This window comes from Methylobacterium sp. P3_A11, from assembly GCF_056403155.1.
In genome coordinates this window covers 26342-43842 of the sequence record NZ_JBFUGA010000004.1, presented here as the reverse complement: position 1 = coordinate 43842, position 17501 = coordinate 26342, and the positions used below count along the sequence as shown (strand labels likewise).

The 17501-nt window shown below is 63.6% G+C and carries 15 protein-coding genes, 1 tRNA gene and 1 pseudogene; 11 read left to right on the top strand and 6 right to left on the bottom strand.

All coding sequences use genetic code 11. From position 1 onward, the window contains the following. Positions 1-17: 17 nt before the first annotated feature. Positions 18-1301, bottom strand: coding sequence for a DNA topoisomerase IB (locus AC1DXK_RS02275; RefSeq protein ID WP_457105703.1), 1284 nt, complete (start codon positions 1299-1301; stop codon positions 18-20). A 136-nt stretch (positions 1302-1437) separates the two neighbouring features. On the opposite strand from AC1DXK_RS02275, the gene AC1DXK_RS02270 reads away from it, so the two are divergent. The 4 genes from AC1DXK_RS02270 (at position 1438) to AC1DXK_RS02255 (ending at position 4699) form a co-directional block, all read left to right on the top strand. Continuing rightward, positions 1438-2601 carry a glycosyltransferase gene (locus tag AC1DXK_RS02270; protein ID WP_477296701.1) on the top strand — a complete coding sequence of 388 codons (1164 nt, stop codon included), beginning with the start codon at positions 1438-1440 and terminating at the stop codon, positions 2599-2601. Between the two features lie 2 nt (positions 2602-2603). Next, complete coding sequence (locus AC1DXK_RS02265; RefSeq protein WP_457105701.1) at positions 2604-3260, top strand: class I SAM-dependent methyltransferase; 657 nt, start codon at positions 2604-2606, stop codon at positions 3258-3260. Positions 3261-3426: 166 nt separating this feature from the next. Beyond that, positions 3427-4014, top strand: a complete 588-nt coding sequence (locus AC1DXK_RS02260) for an NAD(P)H-dependent oxidoreductase (protein ID WP_457105700.1) — start codon at positions 3427-3429, stop codon at positions 4012-4014. Between the two features lie 67 nt (positions 4015-4081). Next, positions 4082-4699: a cytochrome b gene (locus AC1DXK_RS02255; RefSeq protein WP_457105699.1), complete on the top strand. Its 618-nt coding sequence runs from the start codon at positions 4082-4084 to the stop codon at positions 4697-4699. A gap of 31 nt (positions 4700-4730) precedes the next feature. Here the strand turns inward: AC1DXK_RS02255 and AC1DXK_RS02250 are convergent, their stop codons facing one another. Further along, positions 4731-5633, bottom strand: a complete 903-nt coding sequence (locus tag AC1DXK_RS02250) for an AprI/Inh family metalloprotease inhibitor (RefSeq protein WP_457105698.1) — start codon at positions 5631-5633, stop codon at positions 4731-4733. Then, a complete protein-coding gene (locus tag AC1DXK_RS02245; RefSeq protein WP_457105697.1) occupies positions 5630-6601 on the bottom strand; it encodes a 2-hydroxyacid dehydrogenase in 972 nt (323 codons plus the stop codon). Before AC1DXK_RS02245 ends, AC1DXK_RS02250 begins: the two co-directional genes overlap by 4 nt. A gap of 239 nt (positions 6602-6840) precedes the next feature. On the opposite strand from AC1DXK_RS02245, the gene leuC reads away from it, so the two are divergent. The 4 genes from leuC to AC1DXK_RS02225 all read left to right on the top strand — a co-directional run bounded on the left by leuC (position 6841) and on the right by AC1DXK_RS02225 (position 10981). Next, positions 6841-8253, top strand: a complete 1413-nt coding sequence (gene leuC, locus AC1DXK_RS02240) for a 3-isopropylmalate dehydratase large subunit (protein ID WP_477296698.1) — start codon at positions 6841-6843, stop codon at positions 8251-8253. Positions 8254-8320: 67 nt separating this feature from the next. Beyond that, a tRNA-Leu gene (locus tag AC1DXK_RS02235) sits at positions 8321-8405 on the top strand. 93 nt (positions 8406-8498) lie between these two features. Next, a complete protein-coding gene (locus tag AC1DXK_RS02230) occupies positions 8499-10151 on the top strand; it encodes a tyrosine-type recombinase/integrase (RefSeq protein ID WP_477296696.1) in 1653 nt (550 codons plus the stop codon). Between the two features lie 434 nt (positions 10152-10585). Next, entirely contained in the window at positions 10586-10981 is a 396-nt protein-coding gene (locus AC1DXK_RS02225; protein ID WP_477296694.1) for an HNH endonuclease, read from the top strand. Positions 10982-11642: 661 nt separating this feature from the next. Here the strand turns inward: AC1DXK_RS02225 and AC1DXK_RS02220 are convergent. Further along, positions 11643-12224 (bottom strand): hypothetical protein, encoded by a 582-nt coding sequence (locus tag AC1DXK_RS02220; protein WP_477296692.1) that lies wholly within the window; start codon positions 12222-12224, stop codon positions 11643-11645. Between the two features lie 946 nt (positions 12225-13170). Between AC1DXK_RS02220 and AC1DXK_RS02215 the strand changes: the two genes are divergently transcribed. Beyond that, a complete protein-coding gene (locus AC1DXK_RS02215; RefSeq protein WP_477296690.1) occupies positions 13171-13581 on the top strand; it encodes a hypothetical protein in 411 nt (136 codons plus the stop codon). A gap of 187 nt (positions 13582-13768) precedes the next feature. On the opposite strand, the gene AC1DXK_RS02210 is transcribed toward AC1DXK_RS02215, so the two are convergent. Beyond that, on the bottom strand, positions 13769-14227 hold the full coding sequence (locus AC1DXK_RS02210; protein ID WP_477296688.1) for a hypothetical protein: 459 nt from the start codon (positions 14225-14227) through the stop codon (positions 13769-13771). A 299-nt stretch (positions 14228-14526) separates the two neighbouring features. On the opposite strand from AC1DXK_RS02210, the pseudogene AC1DXK_RS02205 reads away from it, so the two are divergent. Continuing rightward, a pseudogene (locus AC1DXK_RS02205) lies at positions 14527-14772 on the top strand (IS6 family transposase); the annotation flags it as partial. Between the two features lie 385 nt (positions 14773-15157). Here the strand turns inward: AC1DXK_RS02205 and AC1DXK_RS02200 are convergent. Beyond that, positions 15158-16030 carry a hypothetical protein gene (locus tag AC1DXK_RS02200; RefSeq protein WP_477296686.1) on the bottom strand — a complete coding sequence of 291 codons (873 nt, stop codon included), beginning with the start codon at positions 16028-16030 and terminating at the stop codon, positions 15158-15160. A gap of 334 nt (positions 16031-16364) precedes the next feature. On the opposite strand from AC1DXK_RS02200, the gene AC1DXK_RS02195 reads away from it, so the two are divergent. Beyond that, on the top strand, positions 16365-17315 hold the full coding sequence (locus tag AC1DXK_RS02195) for a hypothetical protein (protein WP_477296684.1): 951 nt from the start codon (positions 16365-16367) through the stop codon (positions 17313-17315). The last annotated feature ends 186 nt before the right edge of the window (positions 17316-17501 follow it).

Here is a 17501-nt window from a genome sequence, read left to right as displayed (position 1 = left end):
CCGCGGGGCCGCCCCCGTCAGGCGGCCGCTTCCCGCTTACGGACGCGCGACTCGCGCGCGACCTTCGCGGACGGCTTGGTCTTGGCAGACGACTTGGGCTTGGCAGACGGCTCGGACTTGACTGACCCCGTCGCCCTCTGCGCGGCGGCCTTGCCCCGCGCCGCCTTCGCGCCCCGCCCGAGCGCGCCCGCTCGCTTGGCCGGCGCCCCGACCTTCACCGAGGTCTCGGCAGCGGACAGCCGCGCCTGCAGCAGCCCGAGCACCGCCGCCTCCTCGGGCCGGAGGCTGGAGAGATCCTCGCTGAGTTCCGACTCGACGGCGCCCTTCACCTGGAGGAGCAGGCCGCCCTCCAGGTAGCAGTCGAGGATCTGGGGATGGATGTAGCACTTGCGGCAGATCGTCGGCGTGTTGCCGAGGCGACCGGCGACGCTCTCGATGGCCGCGCGCACGTTGCGCTTGGCGCCCGCCTCGCTGTCGAAGCTCTCGAACTCGCGCAGCGCCAGCGCGGCCAGAACCGTGCCGGCCCACGTCCGGAAATCCTTGGCGGTGAAGTCTTCCCCGGTGATCTCCCGCAGATATGCGTTGACGTCCGAGGAGGTGACATCGCGCTGCGTGCCGTCCGGGTCGAGGTACTGGAACAGCTCCTGCCCGGGCAGGTCCTGGCAGGCCTTCACGATCCGGGCGACGCGCCGGTCCTTCAGCGACACGTCCCAGATCTTGCCGCTCTTGCCCTTGAACCGGAACGACAGGGCCGAACCCGCGATCCGCACATGGGGATCGCGCAGGGTCGTCAGGCCGTAGCTCTTGTTGGTCCGCGCATAATCGTCGTTGCCGACGCGGATCAGCGTGGTCTCGAGGAGGTGGACCACGGTGGCCAAGACCTTCTCACGGGGCAGGCCGGGCCGCTTCATGTCGGCATCGACCCGTCGGCGGATGCCCGGCAGCGCGTCCGCGAAGGCCATGATCCGCGAGAACTTGTTGGCCTCCCGCGCCTCCCGGAAATCCGGATGGTAGCGGTACTGCTTGCGGCCCTTGGCATCCCGGCCGGTGGCCTGGATGTGGCCGTTGCCGCGGGGGCAGATCCAGACATCCGTGTAGGCCGGCGGGATCGCCAGGGCGCGGATGCGGGCGAGCTTCGCCTTGTCGCGGACCGGCACGCCCTTCGCGTCGAGGTAGCGGAAGCCGGCGCCGCTGCGTCGCCGCGTCAGGCCCGGCCGGCCGTCGTCCACGTAGACGAGACCGGCCTCCGCCGCCGCCGAGCGGAGGTCTCCACCGCATTCCGCCGTCTCGACACCCGCCATGCGCCGCCCCTCCCATCTCCGCCGCCCGGCTGACCACCCGGCGGGAAGGTCTCCGTCAACCGGCATCACCGGATGGCCGTTCCGGGGCGGCACATCCGTCGCAGGACGATCCGCGCCGACGTGCTAGAGGGACCGCATGCAGTCCGAAGCCGCCCCCGGGAACTGGCCCGTTCCAATGCGCCGTCTGGTCTTCGTGGTGACCGAGGACTGGTTCTTCGCCTCGCATTTCCTGCCGATGGCCCGGGCCGCCGTCGCCATGGGCCTCTCGGTGGCGGTGGTGACGCGGGTCCGGGCGCATCGCGCCGTCATCGAGGCGACCGGCGCGCAGGTCGTGCCCCTGGAAGCCGAGCGGGCAAGCCTCAACCCGATGGCGGCGGGCTACGCGGCCGGCCAGCTCGCCGGGATCCTGAAGGCCCTCAAGGCCGACATCGTCCACTGCATCGCCCTGCGCGGGATCCTCGTCGGCGGCACCGCCGCCGCCATGGCGGGCATCCCGTCCCGGGTCTTCGCCCTGACCGGCCTCGGCCTGGTCGGCGCCCGGACCGACCGGGTCGGACGGGCGGCGCGCCTCGGCCTGCGGGCGCTGATCCGCGGCCCGCTGGCCTCGGCCCGCACCCGCTTCCTGTTCGAGAACCCGGACGATGCCCGGGCTCTGGGCCTCGATCCGCTGGACCACACGGTGACCGTGGTCGGCGGCGCCGGGGTCGATCCCGCGATCTTCGTCCCGCGCCCGCTCCCGCCCATGCCGCCGCTGCGCGTGGCCGTGGTCGCCCGCATGCTCTGGTCGAAGGGGATCGACGTCGCGGTCGAGGCGGCCCGCCTCGCCCGGGCGGGCGGCGCGCCGGTCGAACTCGCGCTGTACGGCGCACCGGACCCCTCCAACCGGCGGGCGATCGATGAGGCGACCCTGCGCGCCTGGAGTCGCGACGGCGTCGCCTGGCACGGCCCGACGAGCGACGTGGCAGCGGTCTGGTCCGACAACCACGTCGCCTGCCTGCCCTCACGGGGCGGCGAGGGTTTGCCGYGGACGCTGCTGGAGGCCGCATCCTGCGGCCGCGCCCTGGTGGCGTCGGATGTGCCGGGCTGCCGAAGCCTCGTGCGCGACGGCGTCGAGGGTCTGCTGGTCCCGCCGGACGACGCGCCGGCCCTGGCTGCCGCCCTCGTGCGCCTGAGTGGGGATGCCGGGCTCGTCGCCGCCCTCGGCGCGGCTGCGCGGTCCCGCATCGAAGCCGGCGGCTTCACCGAGGACGCGGTCACCGACAGCGTCCGCGCGGTGTGGCGCGCGTTGCTGGAGGGTTGAGCGTGCGTGCTCCGGACGATCCCGCCGGCTTCATCCGGGCCAACACCCGTCTGCTGCCCGTACCGCATGCGCCCGAGATCCGCCTGCACGTCGCCGACGAGGCGACGGCCCTGTGGCAGCGGACCGAGGAGGAATTGCAGGAACTCGGATTGCCGCCGCCCTTCTGGGCCTTCGCCTGGGCCGGCGGCCAAGCCCTCGCCCGGTACGTGCTCGATCACCCGGCCATCGTGGACGGGGTCCGGGTGCTGGACTTCGCCTCGGGCTCGGGCCTCGTGGCGATCGCCGCGGCCCTCGCCGGGGCTCGGCACGTCGTCGCCAGCGATCTCGACCTCTTCGCCATGGCGGCAATCCGCCTCAATGCGGACGCCAACGGCGTCAGCGGCCGCATCAGCCCGGTCTCGGACAACCTCCTCGGTAGCGATCCCCAGGTCGACCTCGTCCTGGCCGCCGACATCTTCTACCAACGGGACCTCGCCGAGGCCGTGACCGTTTGGCTCACCGGGCTGCAGGCGCGGGGCGTCGCGGTGCTGATCGGCGATCCAGGCCGGACCTACCTGCCGCGCGACCGGCTCGACTGCCTCGCGACCTACGAAGTGCCGGTCTCGCGATCCCTCGAGGATGCGGAGATCAAGCGCAGCCATGTCTGGCGGCTGCGGTGACGGGGTTCCGCGCCCGAGGGTCCGTGTCGGCCGCCTCCGGCGCAAATCCGGCAACGGTTTATCAGGCGCGGGAATGCGATACCGTCAATTCGGCGGGTGGCGCTTGCCGTGCATGCGCCAGAGTGTTCGAACGCCTGGATCGGGGCGTGCTGCGGCGGAAGGTTTCGTGGTGAGTGTCGAGTCGAGTCCGAAGCCGCGCCTTGCCCGCATCGTCGCTTTCTCGGGGAGCGCCAAGCGGCCCTCGCGCACCCGCATCCTGGTCGAGGCGCTGGGCGCCGAACTCGCGCGGCTGCGCGGGATCGACCTCGCCGTCTACGACCTGATCGATGCCGGCCCGGGCCTCGGTGCGACCCAGCGCAGCGCGTTGACGGCACCGGCCCTGCGCCTGGTCGAGGCGATCGAGGGGGCGGACGCCCTGATCGTCGGCACGCCGGTGTACCAGGGCGGCTATGCCGGGCTGTTCAAGCACGTCTTCGATTTCGTCGATCCGGCGCGGATGGTCGGCATGCCGGTGGCACTGACCGCCACGGGCGGCGGCCTGCGTCACGCCCTCGTGGTCGAGCACGGGCTCCGGCCGCTGTTCGGCTTCTTCTCGGCCCATGTCGCCCCGACCTCGGTCTATGCCGGCTCCGACGACCTCGTGGATGGCCGCATCGTCGACGAGACCGTGGGAGCCCGGATCCGCGCCGCGGCGGCGGAACTCGCCGCACTGCTCGATGTCGCGCGGGTCACCGGGAGTGGCGCGTCCGCCTGACCGGAGACTCCCCGGACCTGTCGCGGCCCCTAGATCCGGCACGGGCCACGCTCACCCGCGAGGGATCATGTCAGGTTCTCCGATCACGGCCGGCAAGGTGGCGGCGACGCCGCTGCCCGCCACCTACGTCACGGCGTCCGGCTTGCCGCGCTACCATCCGGTGTCGCAGGCGCTGCACTGGCTGAGTGCCGCCCTCGTCCTGGCGGTGCTGCCGCTGGCCTGGGTGGCGATCAGCCTGCCGCCGACGCCGGCCAAGGGCAGCCTGTTCGTGCTCCACAAGTCGGTGGGCCTCACGATCCTGGCGATCGTGGTCCTGCGGATCGTGTGGCGGATGGTCCGGCCGGCCCCGCCGGATCCGCAGGCGCCCCGGCTCCTGACGCTGATCGGCCGGGTCAACCACTACCTGCTCTACGCGATCTTCCTCGTCATGCCGATCAGCGGCTACCTGTTGAGCGCCTTCTCCGGGCGCGACACCCCGTATTTCTGGCTGTTCACGATTCCGGGTCTGGCGAAGGACGAGTCGGCCCAGAAGGTAGCCGAGTCGATCCACGTCTTCGGACAGTGGCTCGTCTACGCCCTGGTCCTGCTGCATGTCGCCGGGACGGTGTGGCACCTACTGATCCGCCGGGACGGCCTCCTCGAGCGGATGCTGCCGGTGCAGGACGGCCGCGGCGCACGGCGCTGAAGTCGCGGAACGCCGGTGGTGCGGACCGCCCTCAGTCGACGTGGCGGAGGACGAAGGTGGTGCCGACCTCGGGATCGCGCCGCCAGAAGCCCTCGGCGTTCGGCACGAGGCTGATGCTGTGGCCGCGCTTGGCGGTCAGCGTCATGCGGCCGTTGGCGTAGTGCCAGCGGACCGGATCGAACACCTCGAGCCCGCTATCGTGGCAGCCAGGAACGATGTGGACACCGCCGCCCGCGCCGTCGAGGTTGATCCGGCAGGTGTCGCGTTCCTGGAAGCGGTCGAGGGCATAGACGCCCGGCGCGGGACCGGCGGACGCCGTCGTGGCCCGCTGCAGCCCGGCCGGAACCGGCGCCACGGTCTGGAGCGGGGTGGGACCCGGCCCGGCCGGGACGTCGGTCGGCTCGACGTCCGCGGGCGGCGCCGCACCGGCCGGGCGCATCGCCACGATGTCGAGGGGGACGAGGCTGTAGCCCTCGCCGCCCTCGGCGCGGGCGACGAGGCTGCGCTGGTCCGGCCGACGGGCGAAGTCCAGGATCGGGCGGACGTTGCGGTCGACGAGGCGCACGGCCCCGTCGACGAACAGCCAGCCGGCGACCCCATTCAGGACCGGCAGGGCGCGCCGGCATCCGGCCGGAAAGCGCAGCCGCCGCCCCGTGTCGCCGTTGTCCAGCACCAGGGTCATCACGCAGCGGCGGTTGGTGCCGTCACGGGACAGGTCCCAGGTCCCGGGCACCTCTCCGAGCTTCTCGGGCAGGCTGGGCCGAGCGGACGCAACCGGAGGGGCCGCGAGCGTCTCCGCCGCGGGCGCGTCCGGCGCGGGCGCGTCCGGTGCGACCGTGGGGGCGGGGACGTCCTGGGCAGCGGCCGTGCGGACGACCGGGGGAAAGGCGATCAGGGCCGATGCGGACAGCAGGGCGGCCAGGGCCAGTCTCACGCGGTCGGTCTCCAGGGTGTCTCGCCGACGGGCGTCAGCGGACCCCGGCCCTCGAACCACGAGACGACGTTGTCGACGACGAGCTGGGCCATCGCGGCACGGGTGTGCTCGGATGCGGACCCGACATGCGGCAGCAGCACCGTGTTGTCGAGGGCGGCGAGATCGGCGGGGACATGCGGCTCGTTCTCGAACACGTCGAGACCGGCCCCCAGGATCGTGCCCGCCTTCAGCGCGGCGGTCAGCGCCGCCTCGTCGACGAGCGTGCCCCGGGCGACGTTGATCAGGATGCCCTCGGGACCGAGCGCCTCGAGCACGGCGGCATCCACGAGGTTGCGGGTGTCGGCTCCGCCGGGCGCCACCACGATCAGGATATGGACCGCCCGGGCGAGACCGGTCAGGGTGTCGTGATAGGTGTAGGGCACGTCCGCCTTGCGGCTGCGGCCGTGATAGTCGATCGCGACGCCGAAGCTCTCGAGCCGATGGGCGATCGCCCGCCCGATCCGGCCGAGACCGAGGATGCCGACCCGCCGCCCGCGCAGGGACGCCGTCAGCGGGAAGGGGGCCTTGGGCCAATGGCCCGCGCGGAGGTAGCGGTCGGCCTGGGGGATCCGCCGCAGGGTCGCCAGAACGAGGCCGATCGCCAGGTCGGCGACCTCGTCGGTGAGGACGTCCGGCGTGTTGGTGACGACGATGCCGCGCTCGTGCGCCGCGACGGCATCGACGGCGTCGTAGCCCACGCCGAAATTCGCGATGAGTTCGAGGTTCGGCAGCCGGTCCATGAGGGCTCCGTCCACGCTGACCTGACCGCCGACGCAGAGCGCACGGATCCGCGGACCGATCTCGGCCAGCAGCGCCTCCGGATCCGCGGCTCCCGCGAGCCTGTGCACCGTATGCCGTCCCTCGAAGGCCCCTTCGATGAGGGGATGCATCTTCCGAAGCAACAGGATCTCGACCGGAGCCTCAGCCATCGTTCACTCCCACGTTCGACCGTTCGCGTGCGGCCGCCTTCCCCGCCCCGGCATAGAGCCTGCGCGGGGTGCGGCGCCAGCGGACCCCACCGGCGGGGGTGACATCCGCGCGCCGTCGCCGGGCAGCCTTTCGACCGGCGCGGCGCTGGCCTCTTCCGAAAACCGCGCGCGATGCCTACTAAGAGCGACGCATCATCGCGAGAGTTCTGCCCCGACTCCATTCCCGAAGACGAAGACCGATGACCAGCCCGCGCACCCTCTACGACAAGATCTGGGACGACCACGTCGTCGATGTCCAGCCGGACGGCTCCAGCCTCCTCTACATCGACCGGCACCTCGTTCACGAAGTGACGAGCCCGCAGGCGTTCGAGGGGCTGCGCGTGGCCGGCCGCAAGGTGCGGCACCCGGAGAAGACCCTCGCCGTGGTGGACCACAACGTCCAGACCACGGATCGCACCCAGGGCATCGACGACCCCGACAGCCGCACGCAGCTCGAGGCCCTGGCCGAGAACGTGCGCGATTTCGGAATCGAGTTCTACGACGCCCTCGACCGGCGCCAGGGCATCGTCCACATCATCGGGCCGGAGCAGGGCTTCACGCTGCCCGGCCAGACCATCGTGTGCGGCGACTCCCACACCTCGACGCACGGCGCCTTCGGGGCGCTCGCGCACGGCATCGGCACCTCGGAGGTCGAGCACGTCCTCGCCACCCAGACGCTGGTGCAGCGCAAGGCCAAGAACATGCGCGTGACGGTCGACGGCACGTTGCCGCCGGGTGTGACTGCGAAGGACATCATCCTGGCGATCATCGGCGAGATCGGCACCGCCGGCGGCACCGGCCACGTGCTGGAATATGCCGGCKMGGCGATCCGCGCGCTSTCGATGGARGGCCGSATGACGATCTGCAACATGTCGATCGAGGGCGGAGCCCGGGCCGGCATGGTCGCGCCCGACGAGACGACCTTCGCGTACGTGAAGGACCGCCCGAAGGCGCCGAAGGGTGCGGCCTACGATGCGGCGCGGCGGTATTGGGAGAGCCTCGTCACCGACGCGGACGCGCATTTCGACCGGGAGGTGCACCTCGACGCGAACAACCTGCCGCCGCTGGTGAGCTGGGGCACCAGCCCGGAGGACGTCATCTCGATCCAGGGGCGTGTGCCGGATCCGGCGGAGATCGCCGACGAGAACAAGCGGCAGTCGAAGGAGAAGGCGCTCGCCTACATGGGCCTGACGCCGGGCACCCGGATCACCGACATCACCCTGGACCGCATCTTCATCGGATCCTGCACCAACGGCCGCATCGAGGATCTGCGCGAGGTTGCGCGGGTCGTCGGCGACCGCAAGGTGCATTCGGGCGTCTCGGCGATGATCGTACCGGGCTCGGGCCTCGTGAAGGCTCAGGCGGAAGCCGAGGGCCTGGACAAGATCCTGAAGGCGGCGGGGTTCGATTGGCGGGAGCCCGGCTGCTCCATGTGCCTCGGCATGAACCCGGACAAACTGCGCCCCGGCGAACGCTGCGCGTCGACGTCGAACCGCAATTTCGAGGGGCGGCAGGGTCCGCGCGGCCGCACCCATCTCGTATCCCCGGCCATGGCGGCGGCGGCGGCGGTCGCCGGTCGCTTCGTCGACATCCGGGAGTGGCCGCAAGTCTGAAAACCCGATTGACGGCGGCGGCTCCGTTGCCTAAACGAAGCCGTCGCCGGCCATTGGCCGACGGCGAGCCCAGGTGGCGGAATTGGTAGACGCGCTGGTTTCAGGTACCAGTCTCGCGAGAGGTGAAGGTTCGAGTCCTTTCCTGGGCACCACCGCCCGCTAAGTCGTTGACGTGTTGATTTTTCAGGATAATCGAGCGTGGACCGGTACACAAAACCGGGGCACAGCCGACCATGGTCCTGAGAATGGCCAGACACGCTAAGCGCAGCGACTCCACACAGCATCAGTTCAGACAGCGGGTTCCGTCGGACGTCGTTGAACGCGTCCGGGGGCAACTCCTCGTTATCGACCTGCCGGCCATTGGCAGCGTCCGCGCCCAGCGCCTGCCAGTCACGATCGGCGATGAGGTCAAGTTCTCGCTTCGGACACGTGACGGCGACGCCGCGACGGTGCTGCGTCTCCTCGCGCTCGCGGCCGTCGAGAAGCGTTGGCAGGCCGTTCGTGGCGGTCCGGCTACACTGAGCCACAAACAGCTCGTCRCACTCGCTGGCGAGGTCTACCGGCTCTTCATCAGCCGATTCGAGGAGAACCCCGGCACGCCTGACAACTGGGCGGCCTTCAAGGCGTTTAACCGCGCGTTAAAGGAGGGGCGGATTGCCAGCGCGCCACCGATCGATCTGGACCGCCTGCAGGACGCGTCTGCAGCCACCGAGGCGTTCGGCTCGGATCTGACTGCCGGCATCAACGCGTTGCCCGCTACGGACGATTTGAGCGGCTTGGAAGTGCGATTCGGACGGCTCGCATCGTGGGTGCTGACGCTCCACGGTCTCGACGTGGACGGCGACACGCGGACGACGCTGCTCAAGCAGATCGCCGAAGCGGCTCAGGATGCAGGGTGGCAGCTCAAGCGCAACGCGACCGGCGACTATCGTCCCGACCCGCAGGCCGCTCGCTTCCCGGAATTCACCAAGGCCAAGTCCCTGACGCTGTCGGACCTGTTCGACCGCTGGCAGCGGGAAACCAAGCCTGCAGCGTCGACGGTCACAACATGGCGGGGCGTCGTCGCCTCGCTCAAGAAGCACCTCAAGCACGAGGATGTCGGACGCCTGCGGGCTGAGGACGTAGTGGCTTGGAAAGACGGCCTCGTGGCCGGCACGCTCACGCCGAAGCCGCTCAGCCCGAAGACGATCAACGACACGTACCTGACCGCTCTACGCGCGCTGCTGAACTACGCAGTCTCGAACAAGATGCTGCGCGAGAACGTGGCAACCGGAATCAAGGTCGCGGCCAAGCGCCAAGCCGGCACGGGCAAGCAACACTACACCGAGGAGGAGATTGCCCGCCTCCTGAAGCTGTCGGCGGCTGAGACGCTTCCCGCCCGGCGCTGGATACCGTTGCTACTCGCGACCAGCGGTGCACGCGTTGGAGAGGTCGCGCAGCTCTGGGCTGAGCGGGTCAAAATGATTGATGGCGTCTATGTGATGGAGCTACGCCCGGCAGAGGACGGTGGCACATTCAAGAATGAGGGCTCGGAACGGACGGTGCCGCTACACCCGGTGGTGATCGGGGCGGGCTTTCTCGACTTCGTGCGAGAGAAGGGCGGGGGGCCGCTGTTCTACGGTCGGAGCAGACGCCGAGACGCCGCTCGACATGCCAGCAAGGGGACGGCCAACCATCTCGCCGCGTGGATCCGAAGCCAAGGGTTCAACGATCCGAGGAAAGCGCCCTGTCACGCACTCAGGCATCGGTTCAAACCGGCCGCAACACGTGCCGGCGTTGCAGATTCCGTTGCGGACTTCATCCAAGGGCACAACGACAAATCGAGTGCTGGCACCTACAGGCACTTCGATATACCGATGCTGGCAGACGCCGTTGGTCGGATACCGGTGCCGCGTTGACATGCCATTCGCGAGGCCCGGCGGTTTGGCCTCCTCACAATTGAGGAACGGCGCCTGACGGGGTTCCGCAACGATACGAACGTGGTCCGCATCATCTCGGCCGAGTGGCTGGCCTGGACGCGGTTGGCGCGACGCGAGACCCGCTCCTCGGTTGAAGGGGGAGGGTGCAAATCCCTGAACCGCACGCATACTGGTGTTCTAGAACTGCATGAATCGGGAAAAACGGAGCCGTCCAAAGGCTGCCGGGGGGCAGCGGTTGACCCTGGCGGAACCGTTCTCGCGAGAATCCGCGCGGGTCGTGGAACGGGCAGAGCCTTGCGCTGATGGTCTGAGCCTGATCAGTATGCCGAACGGGCGGTTTTCCATCCGCGCTGGATGGTTGAAGCTGAGCTGTAGAATCTTAAGTCGCCGAGCTTCGGAGGCGTACAAACGCAATGCCCCCTTCTGACATCGACCAAGCGCGCGCTCGTATGACTGAGGCTGACCGACGCGCCCTCGTTTTGATCAAAGGCAGGCAACCGGGTCTCGTGGTCGGCCAGCTCCCGCCGCAGGGAAAGGGCCTGTCCGGTTCGTGCTGGATCTGGACTGGAGCCCCGAAGGATGGATACGGCCGTAACAAGGTCGGCGGTAAGACCGTGGTCACCCACAAGTGGTTGTACCACCTAATCAAGGGGCCGGTCCCCCGTGGAGTCGAGTTACATCATCGATGTGAGAGACGGGCCTGCATCAATCCCGACCACCTGAAGCCGCTAACGCGAGTAAGACACGCCGAGGAGCACCTGACCGAGGTCATCCAGGCATGCTGTCCGCATTGCAGCAAACCACTCTGAGCCCAGTAGGCGAGGGCGGCCCGTAGACCGCCCCCGTTGTCGGGCCATTAGATCGCCGCGGGTAGATCCTGCGGGAGATAGTTCGTGGTCTCCTGCAACCGGTGCTGCACCTTGTTGGCCATGAAGCCCTTCCGCCGGGCTGGCCGTTCCACCGCGTGACGATGCGTTGTGAAGTCTCCTTCAGCGCCATGATGACCACGCCCGTGGTTCCAGCGGCAGGGCCAAAGTGTCACTGCCGGACAACGCCCGAAAAAATCATCTGTGAATGGCGCGACACAGGACCTGCTCATCCCCTCGGACGGGGTAAATAGAGCGGCTTGACGGGCCTGAGATCGACCGATGGGACCGGAGTGCGGCCGCGTTGCGGGATAATCATCTACGACCAAAACTTTTGCGACACGTCCCCGCCGGGCCGGGTTTGATGGCTCTGGCACGGGCCGCCGGCGACCCACTTCAAGGAGTGCGAAATGCCCCCTTTTTGTAGGCCGAACGGCCCCGAGATCGCAGTCGGCATGAGCGACATCAGCGTCTGCATCTCACATGACCGCACGCCCTTCGGAGTCATCGTTGAGACCTTCGGCGGCTTGTGCGGCTGGCTTGACACGAGACATTGCAATTGAAGCTCGTAAAATCAAGCGGCACAATATTCATACAGGTATAATTAATAAAAATTCCTAAAATACCAGTCTTCACCATAAAGATTTCTATTTTCTTTCATAAAATAATAGGACTTAGAAATAAATTCTATATAATCAAGATCCCGAGACGATCTTCTTAAATAAAGCCTACCAATAATCTCCAATATCATAGACGAAACATTGCCTGATCTAAGCATCGCATCAAAATTAGCATACGCACTAGCCGGAGCACGTCCGATATTTAAAGCTGAAAACCGGACAACATTTTGAAATAATTCTGCAATATCGAGATAGTGGCGAGACAATTCTTCGACCAAATTCCAGCACTGAGATGTCGTCGCGATTTCTTTATCCGCCAAATCAATAAACATTGAATAAGCTTGCTGGGTAAGTGGTGCGCTCCGTGGCGAATCATCATGCGCCAAGTAGAGGACGCAGGCGGCGGCTCCTAGAGTATTTCTTTTAGAAAGTCCCGCATTCTTGACTGATTTAAGGTCTTCTAACGCCTCGACTATATCTCCACGGTCCAACTTGAAAGCGCCGTAGCAATAATTAAGGACGCCGTCTTCTTCAGGAAATCTCTTCATCAATTCGAGATCTAGCATCTGCGCCCCTCCCTCAGATTAAGCTTGCGGTCGGCGCGACCATAGCCGCTCAGTATGTAAGAAGCTCTGGTCGGCCAGTCAATCCAATCTAGGGCACTCCGTTACCAAAGACGGACACGACGAAGACCGATTTTCCGCCAGACTGTTTCAGAACTACCACTAAGTTCGCCTTTCTTGATGTCATCGATAGGACCGACAATGTTGCATTCGATAATTTGGAGAAGCGTATTATTCGGTCCATAACAGTCTTTGAAATTGCTCCGAAAGCACTTCTCAGCCTCATTGGTGGTCAGGATTGTCCCTACGCATCCTGCGAACGGGGCAGATCCGGGGAACCGTTAGCACAGCTCATAACAGCAGACCGCTCGGCTTCACCGGACGCAGCCGGCAAAGTGGCAAGGGCCGCACTGACAAAAGCAAATACCGCTATAGCTCGCATTTTACTTCTCCTGCTGAGATCACCCTTCAGTTTCCGTCCGGTGAAGGACGCGGGGGGCTACGGTTTAGGCGGCAGCAGGTCACTTTCCGCTCTGTGGGCGGCGATCCGCGCCTTGATCTCGTCGATGCCCGAGGTGTTCCGGCTGCTCGCGGAGGCGGATGGAGTTCCGCGCAGGTGATGCGCGTGGAGCAGGCGGCTCGGCCATGACGCTCGTTGAGTGTCCCGACTGCCGGTCCGAAACCGACATTCGGGCCGCCGCCCGGCGTCGATGGTGCTGCACGAACATGGAGCGCCTCTTTAGGAGGCTGGGGCGTCATAACCGGCAGCGTCTACGTCCTAACGGAAAGTGCGAAGGGCTGCGCGATTGGTGCGAGGTGGAGACAATCGTGTTGGTGGTTGGCTTCGGCTGCGCGGTGCTACTCGGCCTCGACGGACAGAGGGCTTGAGGGCACGGCCGACTTTCAACGCGTGTGCTGTGCGATTTTAGTGGCCACCAAGTTTTAGTCGATGCAGAATATCCTGGCTGCATCGGTTGGGTGGTTTCATACTCGCTTCGCCTCAGGAAACGAGGAAATCGATCCGCACGTCATTTATCCATTTTATTTGATACATCAAAAATCACCACGGGAGCGAGGTATGGCGAAGTACAAAATATATAATTCTTTGAGATCCTCGGGGGGTATTAGTGTAATCAAGGGTCTCAAGAAGGTGGATGTTAGCGGTCGTGTCAGAGAAAAAGAAACCTATTGCAGAGTTGAGGAAGCTGCCGAACTTAACGATTTAATCGGTAAGACGGAGATTCTACTATCTTTGTCCTCTGATCCCTTGGAGGTGCATTGGATAGCTGACGAGTACGACAATATTTTGTGGATTATGACGGTTGGTGAGGTGATAGGTTACAATCAGGATGACATATAAGACTATCAATATCTCTACTAATTCTAACGGGTGTGTCTATTGGACAAAAGAAAACGCGATAGCGGTACAGTTTATGTTCGATTTAGGATAGTTTATAATTGAAATACTGAATTGATATGCGTCAATAAAAAATGAACAATACAAAAATAGTTGTCCTCCCTGTTAAGAGCGGACGCCGATTAGATAGTTATAGCTTAACTTGACCGCTAAGTTCTTTTCCGTTCGGCAATTTTATCCCACATGGGGTTCCGAGGGGCGCGGGACTAGCGAGCGGGAAATCCCCCGCCACCTCGGTTGAACATGTACCGCCCACGGCAGCTTGCTGCACCGGGGTGGGCGCCGGTTCGGTGCCGCTGGCGCCCGCCGCCAGATCGTTAATACTGTTGCCGAGGGTTATACCGACCGGAGCGGCAAGCGGCCCAGCGAGGGCAACAGCGCCACCAGTGGCGGCGACGACTACAGCCGCCTGCACGACGGGTGTGAGCACCTTCTCCTGAAACGGCCCGAGGAACTTGCCCACGGAGCCCCGGAACACCGCACCGCTTCCGGACCCGCCGAAGAGCTTAAAACCCGCTTCCGCAGTCAACGGCACAGCCGACAGGGTCACGCCGACGATACCGGCTGCGACTATGTTTCGAGCAAACATCAGTGTGATCCTCTCTCAAGGAGTAACCTGCAAGGGCAGATCTCCATGTGGTTGAGAAGCCCCCGGCCCGCTGCGGGACCGGGGGGGCCATCAACATCGAGCCGAGGCTCAGCGCGCTCCGCCGTTCGGGAAGCCGTGGTTCAGGATTTGCTGCCGGACCACCGGCCCAGTGCCGGGAGCAAGCAGGTCGGAACCCACGCCAGCGGCGTAGGCGGGCCTGTCGCAAACGCGATCGCGCCGGTGTTTACCCTGCGTTGACCATATGACCCGCAAGGCGCCTCCCGTTTCGGAGGCTGCCCATGATCCTGTCCGCCATCACCGCCAAGCTCAAGCAGCGCGCGAAGGCTGATTTCAAGGGTCGGCATTTCGATGCGGCGCTGATCGTCCAAGCGGTCTCCTGGTACCTGCGCTACCCGCTCAGCTACCGCGACATCGAGGAGCTGTTCCTGAAACGCGGTCTGGAGGTCGATCACAGCACCCTGAACCGCTGGGTGCTCACCTACGCGCCGCTGATCGAGAAGCGGCTGCGCCAGTTCAGTCGGCCACCGGAGGCGTACACCCTTCAAGTAGTGGTGATGGGAGCAAAGTGTCAGACTTTATCCCGGATTGAGCGAGCTGTTTTCTAAACGCGGCCGATCGCATGGCCTGCGACATGCTGGTTTGGGTATCGCCGCCCCAGGCACCGCGCAACTAAAGCCAGGATCCGGGCCTCAGGCTCGGGTCCTATTCCTGATCGGCCCCCTTGGGAGTGGTCCGCCCTGAGGTATGGCTTTTGAGCCGCCAGAGGACGGAACCGATGGCCCACCGATCCAAGCCCGAGGAGATCGTGAGCAAGCTGCGTCACAGGCAACGGCGCTTTCGCCTTTTAATGAGCATATACCTGCCCGATCGCTATCCATGATCAGACCGAACAAGGGTTGTTCGGCTAGTTTATATGCTTGCCAATCTCTTTATATTAAACGGGATATTGCGGAGTTTCTGAAGCATTTCCTCTACATTTGGAAATAGGGTTCGTCCCTCAGACAAATTACGCTCGCCGATCACACCCATATAATCTTGTTTATCTGCATTGAAGGGCAATTTTTCCATGTAGCACGGTACTGCTATTAATTCGTCAACCTCCGAATATCCCGACGTATACCCATAGCGATCTTTGTGATTTGGCGCGCTATAGTCAAGTACCAGCGTCGAAATCCGGAAAGTTCGATCTCCTATTCCAATTAACGAGAGAGAGTTTTGCGTAATACAGTATTCTCCAGAAAATTCTTTAATGCTACCATCTTTGTTTCGACGCCAAGCAGAAAACTTAGGCAGAGATGATGGTTCGGCATGGTTCATAAAATCATACCATGTGACGTTTATCTGTTCTTTTTCTACTAGAGTGTACATTAGGTAACAACCAGCTTGATGTTTTATAGAATTTCGAACATCTTCTAGATCAAGCGGAAGTCTAATATAAATGCCATTTTCTCTTGATGCTGAATGAAGGTCGCCATAATCGTTCGAAAAAAAACTTATCCATTCTATGCCCTTCTCCTCGCAGAATTTTATAAGCAACTTCTTAAAGCTTTCATGACCGTTAGACCGTCTATTGGTCACAGCATAAATGTATCCGGCCTTGAGCTTTAAGTTTCTGCTCAAAAACGAGTATTTATAATTATGAACGTCGCTTAAATTGGTCAACAAGTTACGGAGCGAGTCGCCAGAGGCTTGGTTTAGGCAGGGTTCTCCTGGCTGCGGACTGTTCGGTACCTGCTTGCCTTCATCTGGCTGTCTCGCCTGTACAACTTGAAGCGTGCTCATGGTTCTCGCCAGATCTGTGCACTGGAAGCGGATCCTGCCGAAATTCGTCAAATTTTGGCAAAGCCGTCAAGCTTGGACAAATGACGTAGAATATTGGCGGCTTTCTTCCCTCATGTTCTTTGCTCAAAAATTCTGGCAAAATTTAAGAAAATGTGGATATCCTCTCAAATTTTGTTAGCTTTCGACGACATCTCGGCAAATATTGGCAAGTGTATCTTTCTATGGACGTTGAACCGACTGCGCATCATAAGTATTTAACTGTCAGTCCGATCGAGAATGAGCGAGGCGATCGCGCCTCGTAGCTCTAACGGGACAAATCGACAGGAGATTTACGATGCGCCATATCAACCCCACCCGCCGCACCCGGCTCATCCGCCAGATCGTCGGCTGCACTTTCCTGTGCAGCGTGGCGGCTATTTCGATGGCGAATGCCGCGAAGGCATCGGATCTCGAGACCACGGTCGCTCAGATCAACGATCGTTACACCACGGAGTACAAGCGCATCGAGCAGGATGGAGAAGGCCTCGCGAACTCGCATAAGCGTCCCACCGAGGTCGAAGCGATGACGAAGGTCAAGGTGGAGGTCGGCACGAACCGTGTGGAGCTGAAGCTCCATATCCCCGAGTTCGTGATGCGGACGCAGAAGATTCGCCTGCATCTTCCGCAGGTTTCCATGAAACTGAAGCGCATCGTATGGGATAACCCGGAAGTCACGATGAAGACCGTCAAGTGCGGTCAGTATCCGGAGTGGCACGGCCCCTTCAAGATGAAGTGGAGCGACATCAAGTGTGACCGGCCGGTGATCAACATGGTTCGTCGGGAGGCCAAGCTCGACCTTCCGCAGATCACTTGGGCTGATACTGAATTTAAGCTCGATCTTCCCGAGACTACAATGAAGCTGCAGACGTGGAAATTCGATCTGCCCAAGATCACTGTCCGCGACGTCGACGCGGAGATGAAGAAGGTTCGCAACGAGGGGGAGGCTCTTCAAACGCGCGCCACCGAACTCCAGCGGAAGCAGAAAGAAGAGATCGCCAAGGCCGTCGCTGAGGATTTCACGGTGCGCCGCGGAGAAGTTGTCGCTGCCTTCGATATCGCGGCCAAGCAGCTCGATGATGGCATCGAGATGATTAAGAAGGCCGGAGGCGATCCCGCTCAGATTAAGAACGATGATGGCGAGACGCACAATCTGCTCGCTGAACGTCAGAACCTGGAGCAGCAGCGGACGACGGCGCTGGCTACCCTCGACGCGGAGATCGCCAAGGGGGTGAATCCTCCCGCCTGATTAACACGCATATGATCTTGAGGGCCCGCGGATGCGTCCGCGGGCTCATGTCGTTTGCCGTTTGTGCCCCTGTCCCAAGGACTTGACTGCTACCGGCTACTAATTCGTGGAAGATGGCCTCGTGAAGCCCTCGCGACTCCCCGAAATGCGCCGCACCTACAGACCCATCCAGTACGTGGAGTAGGT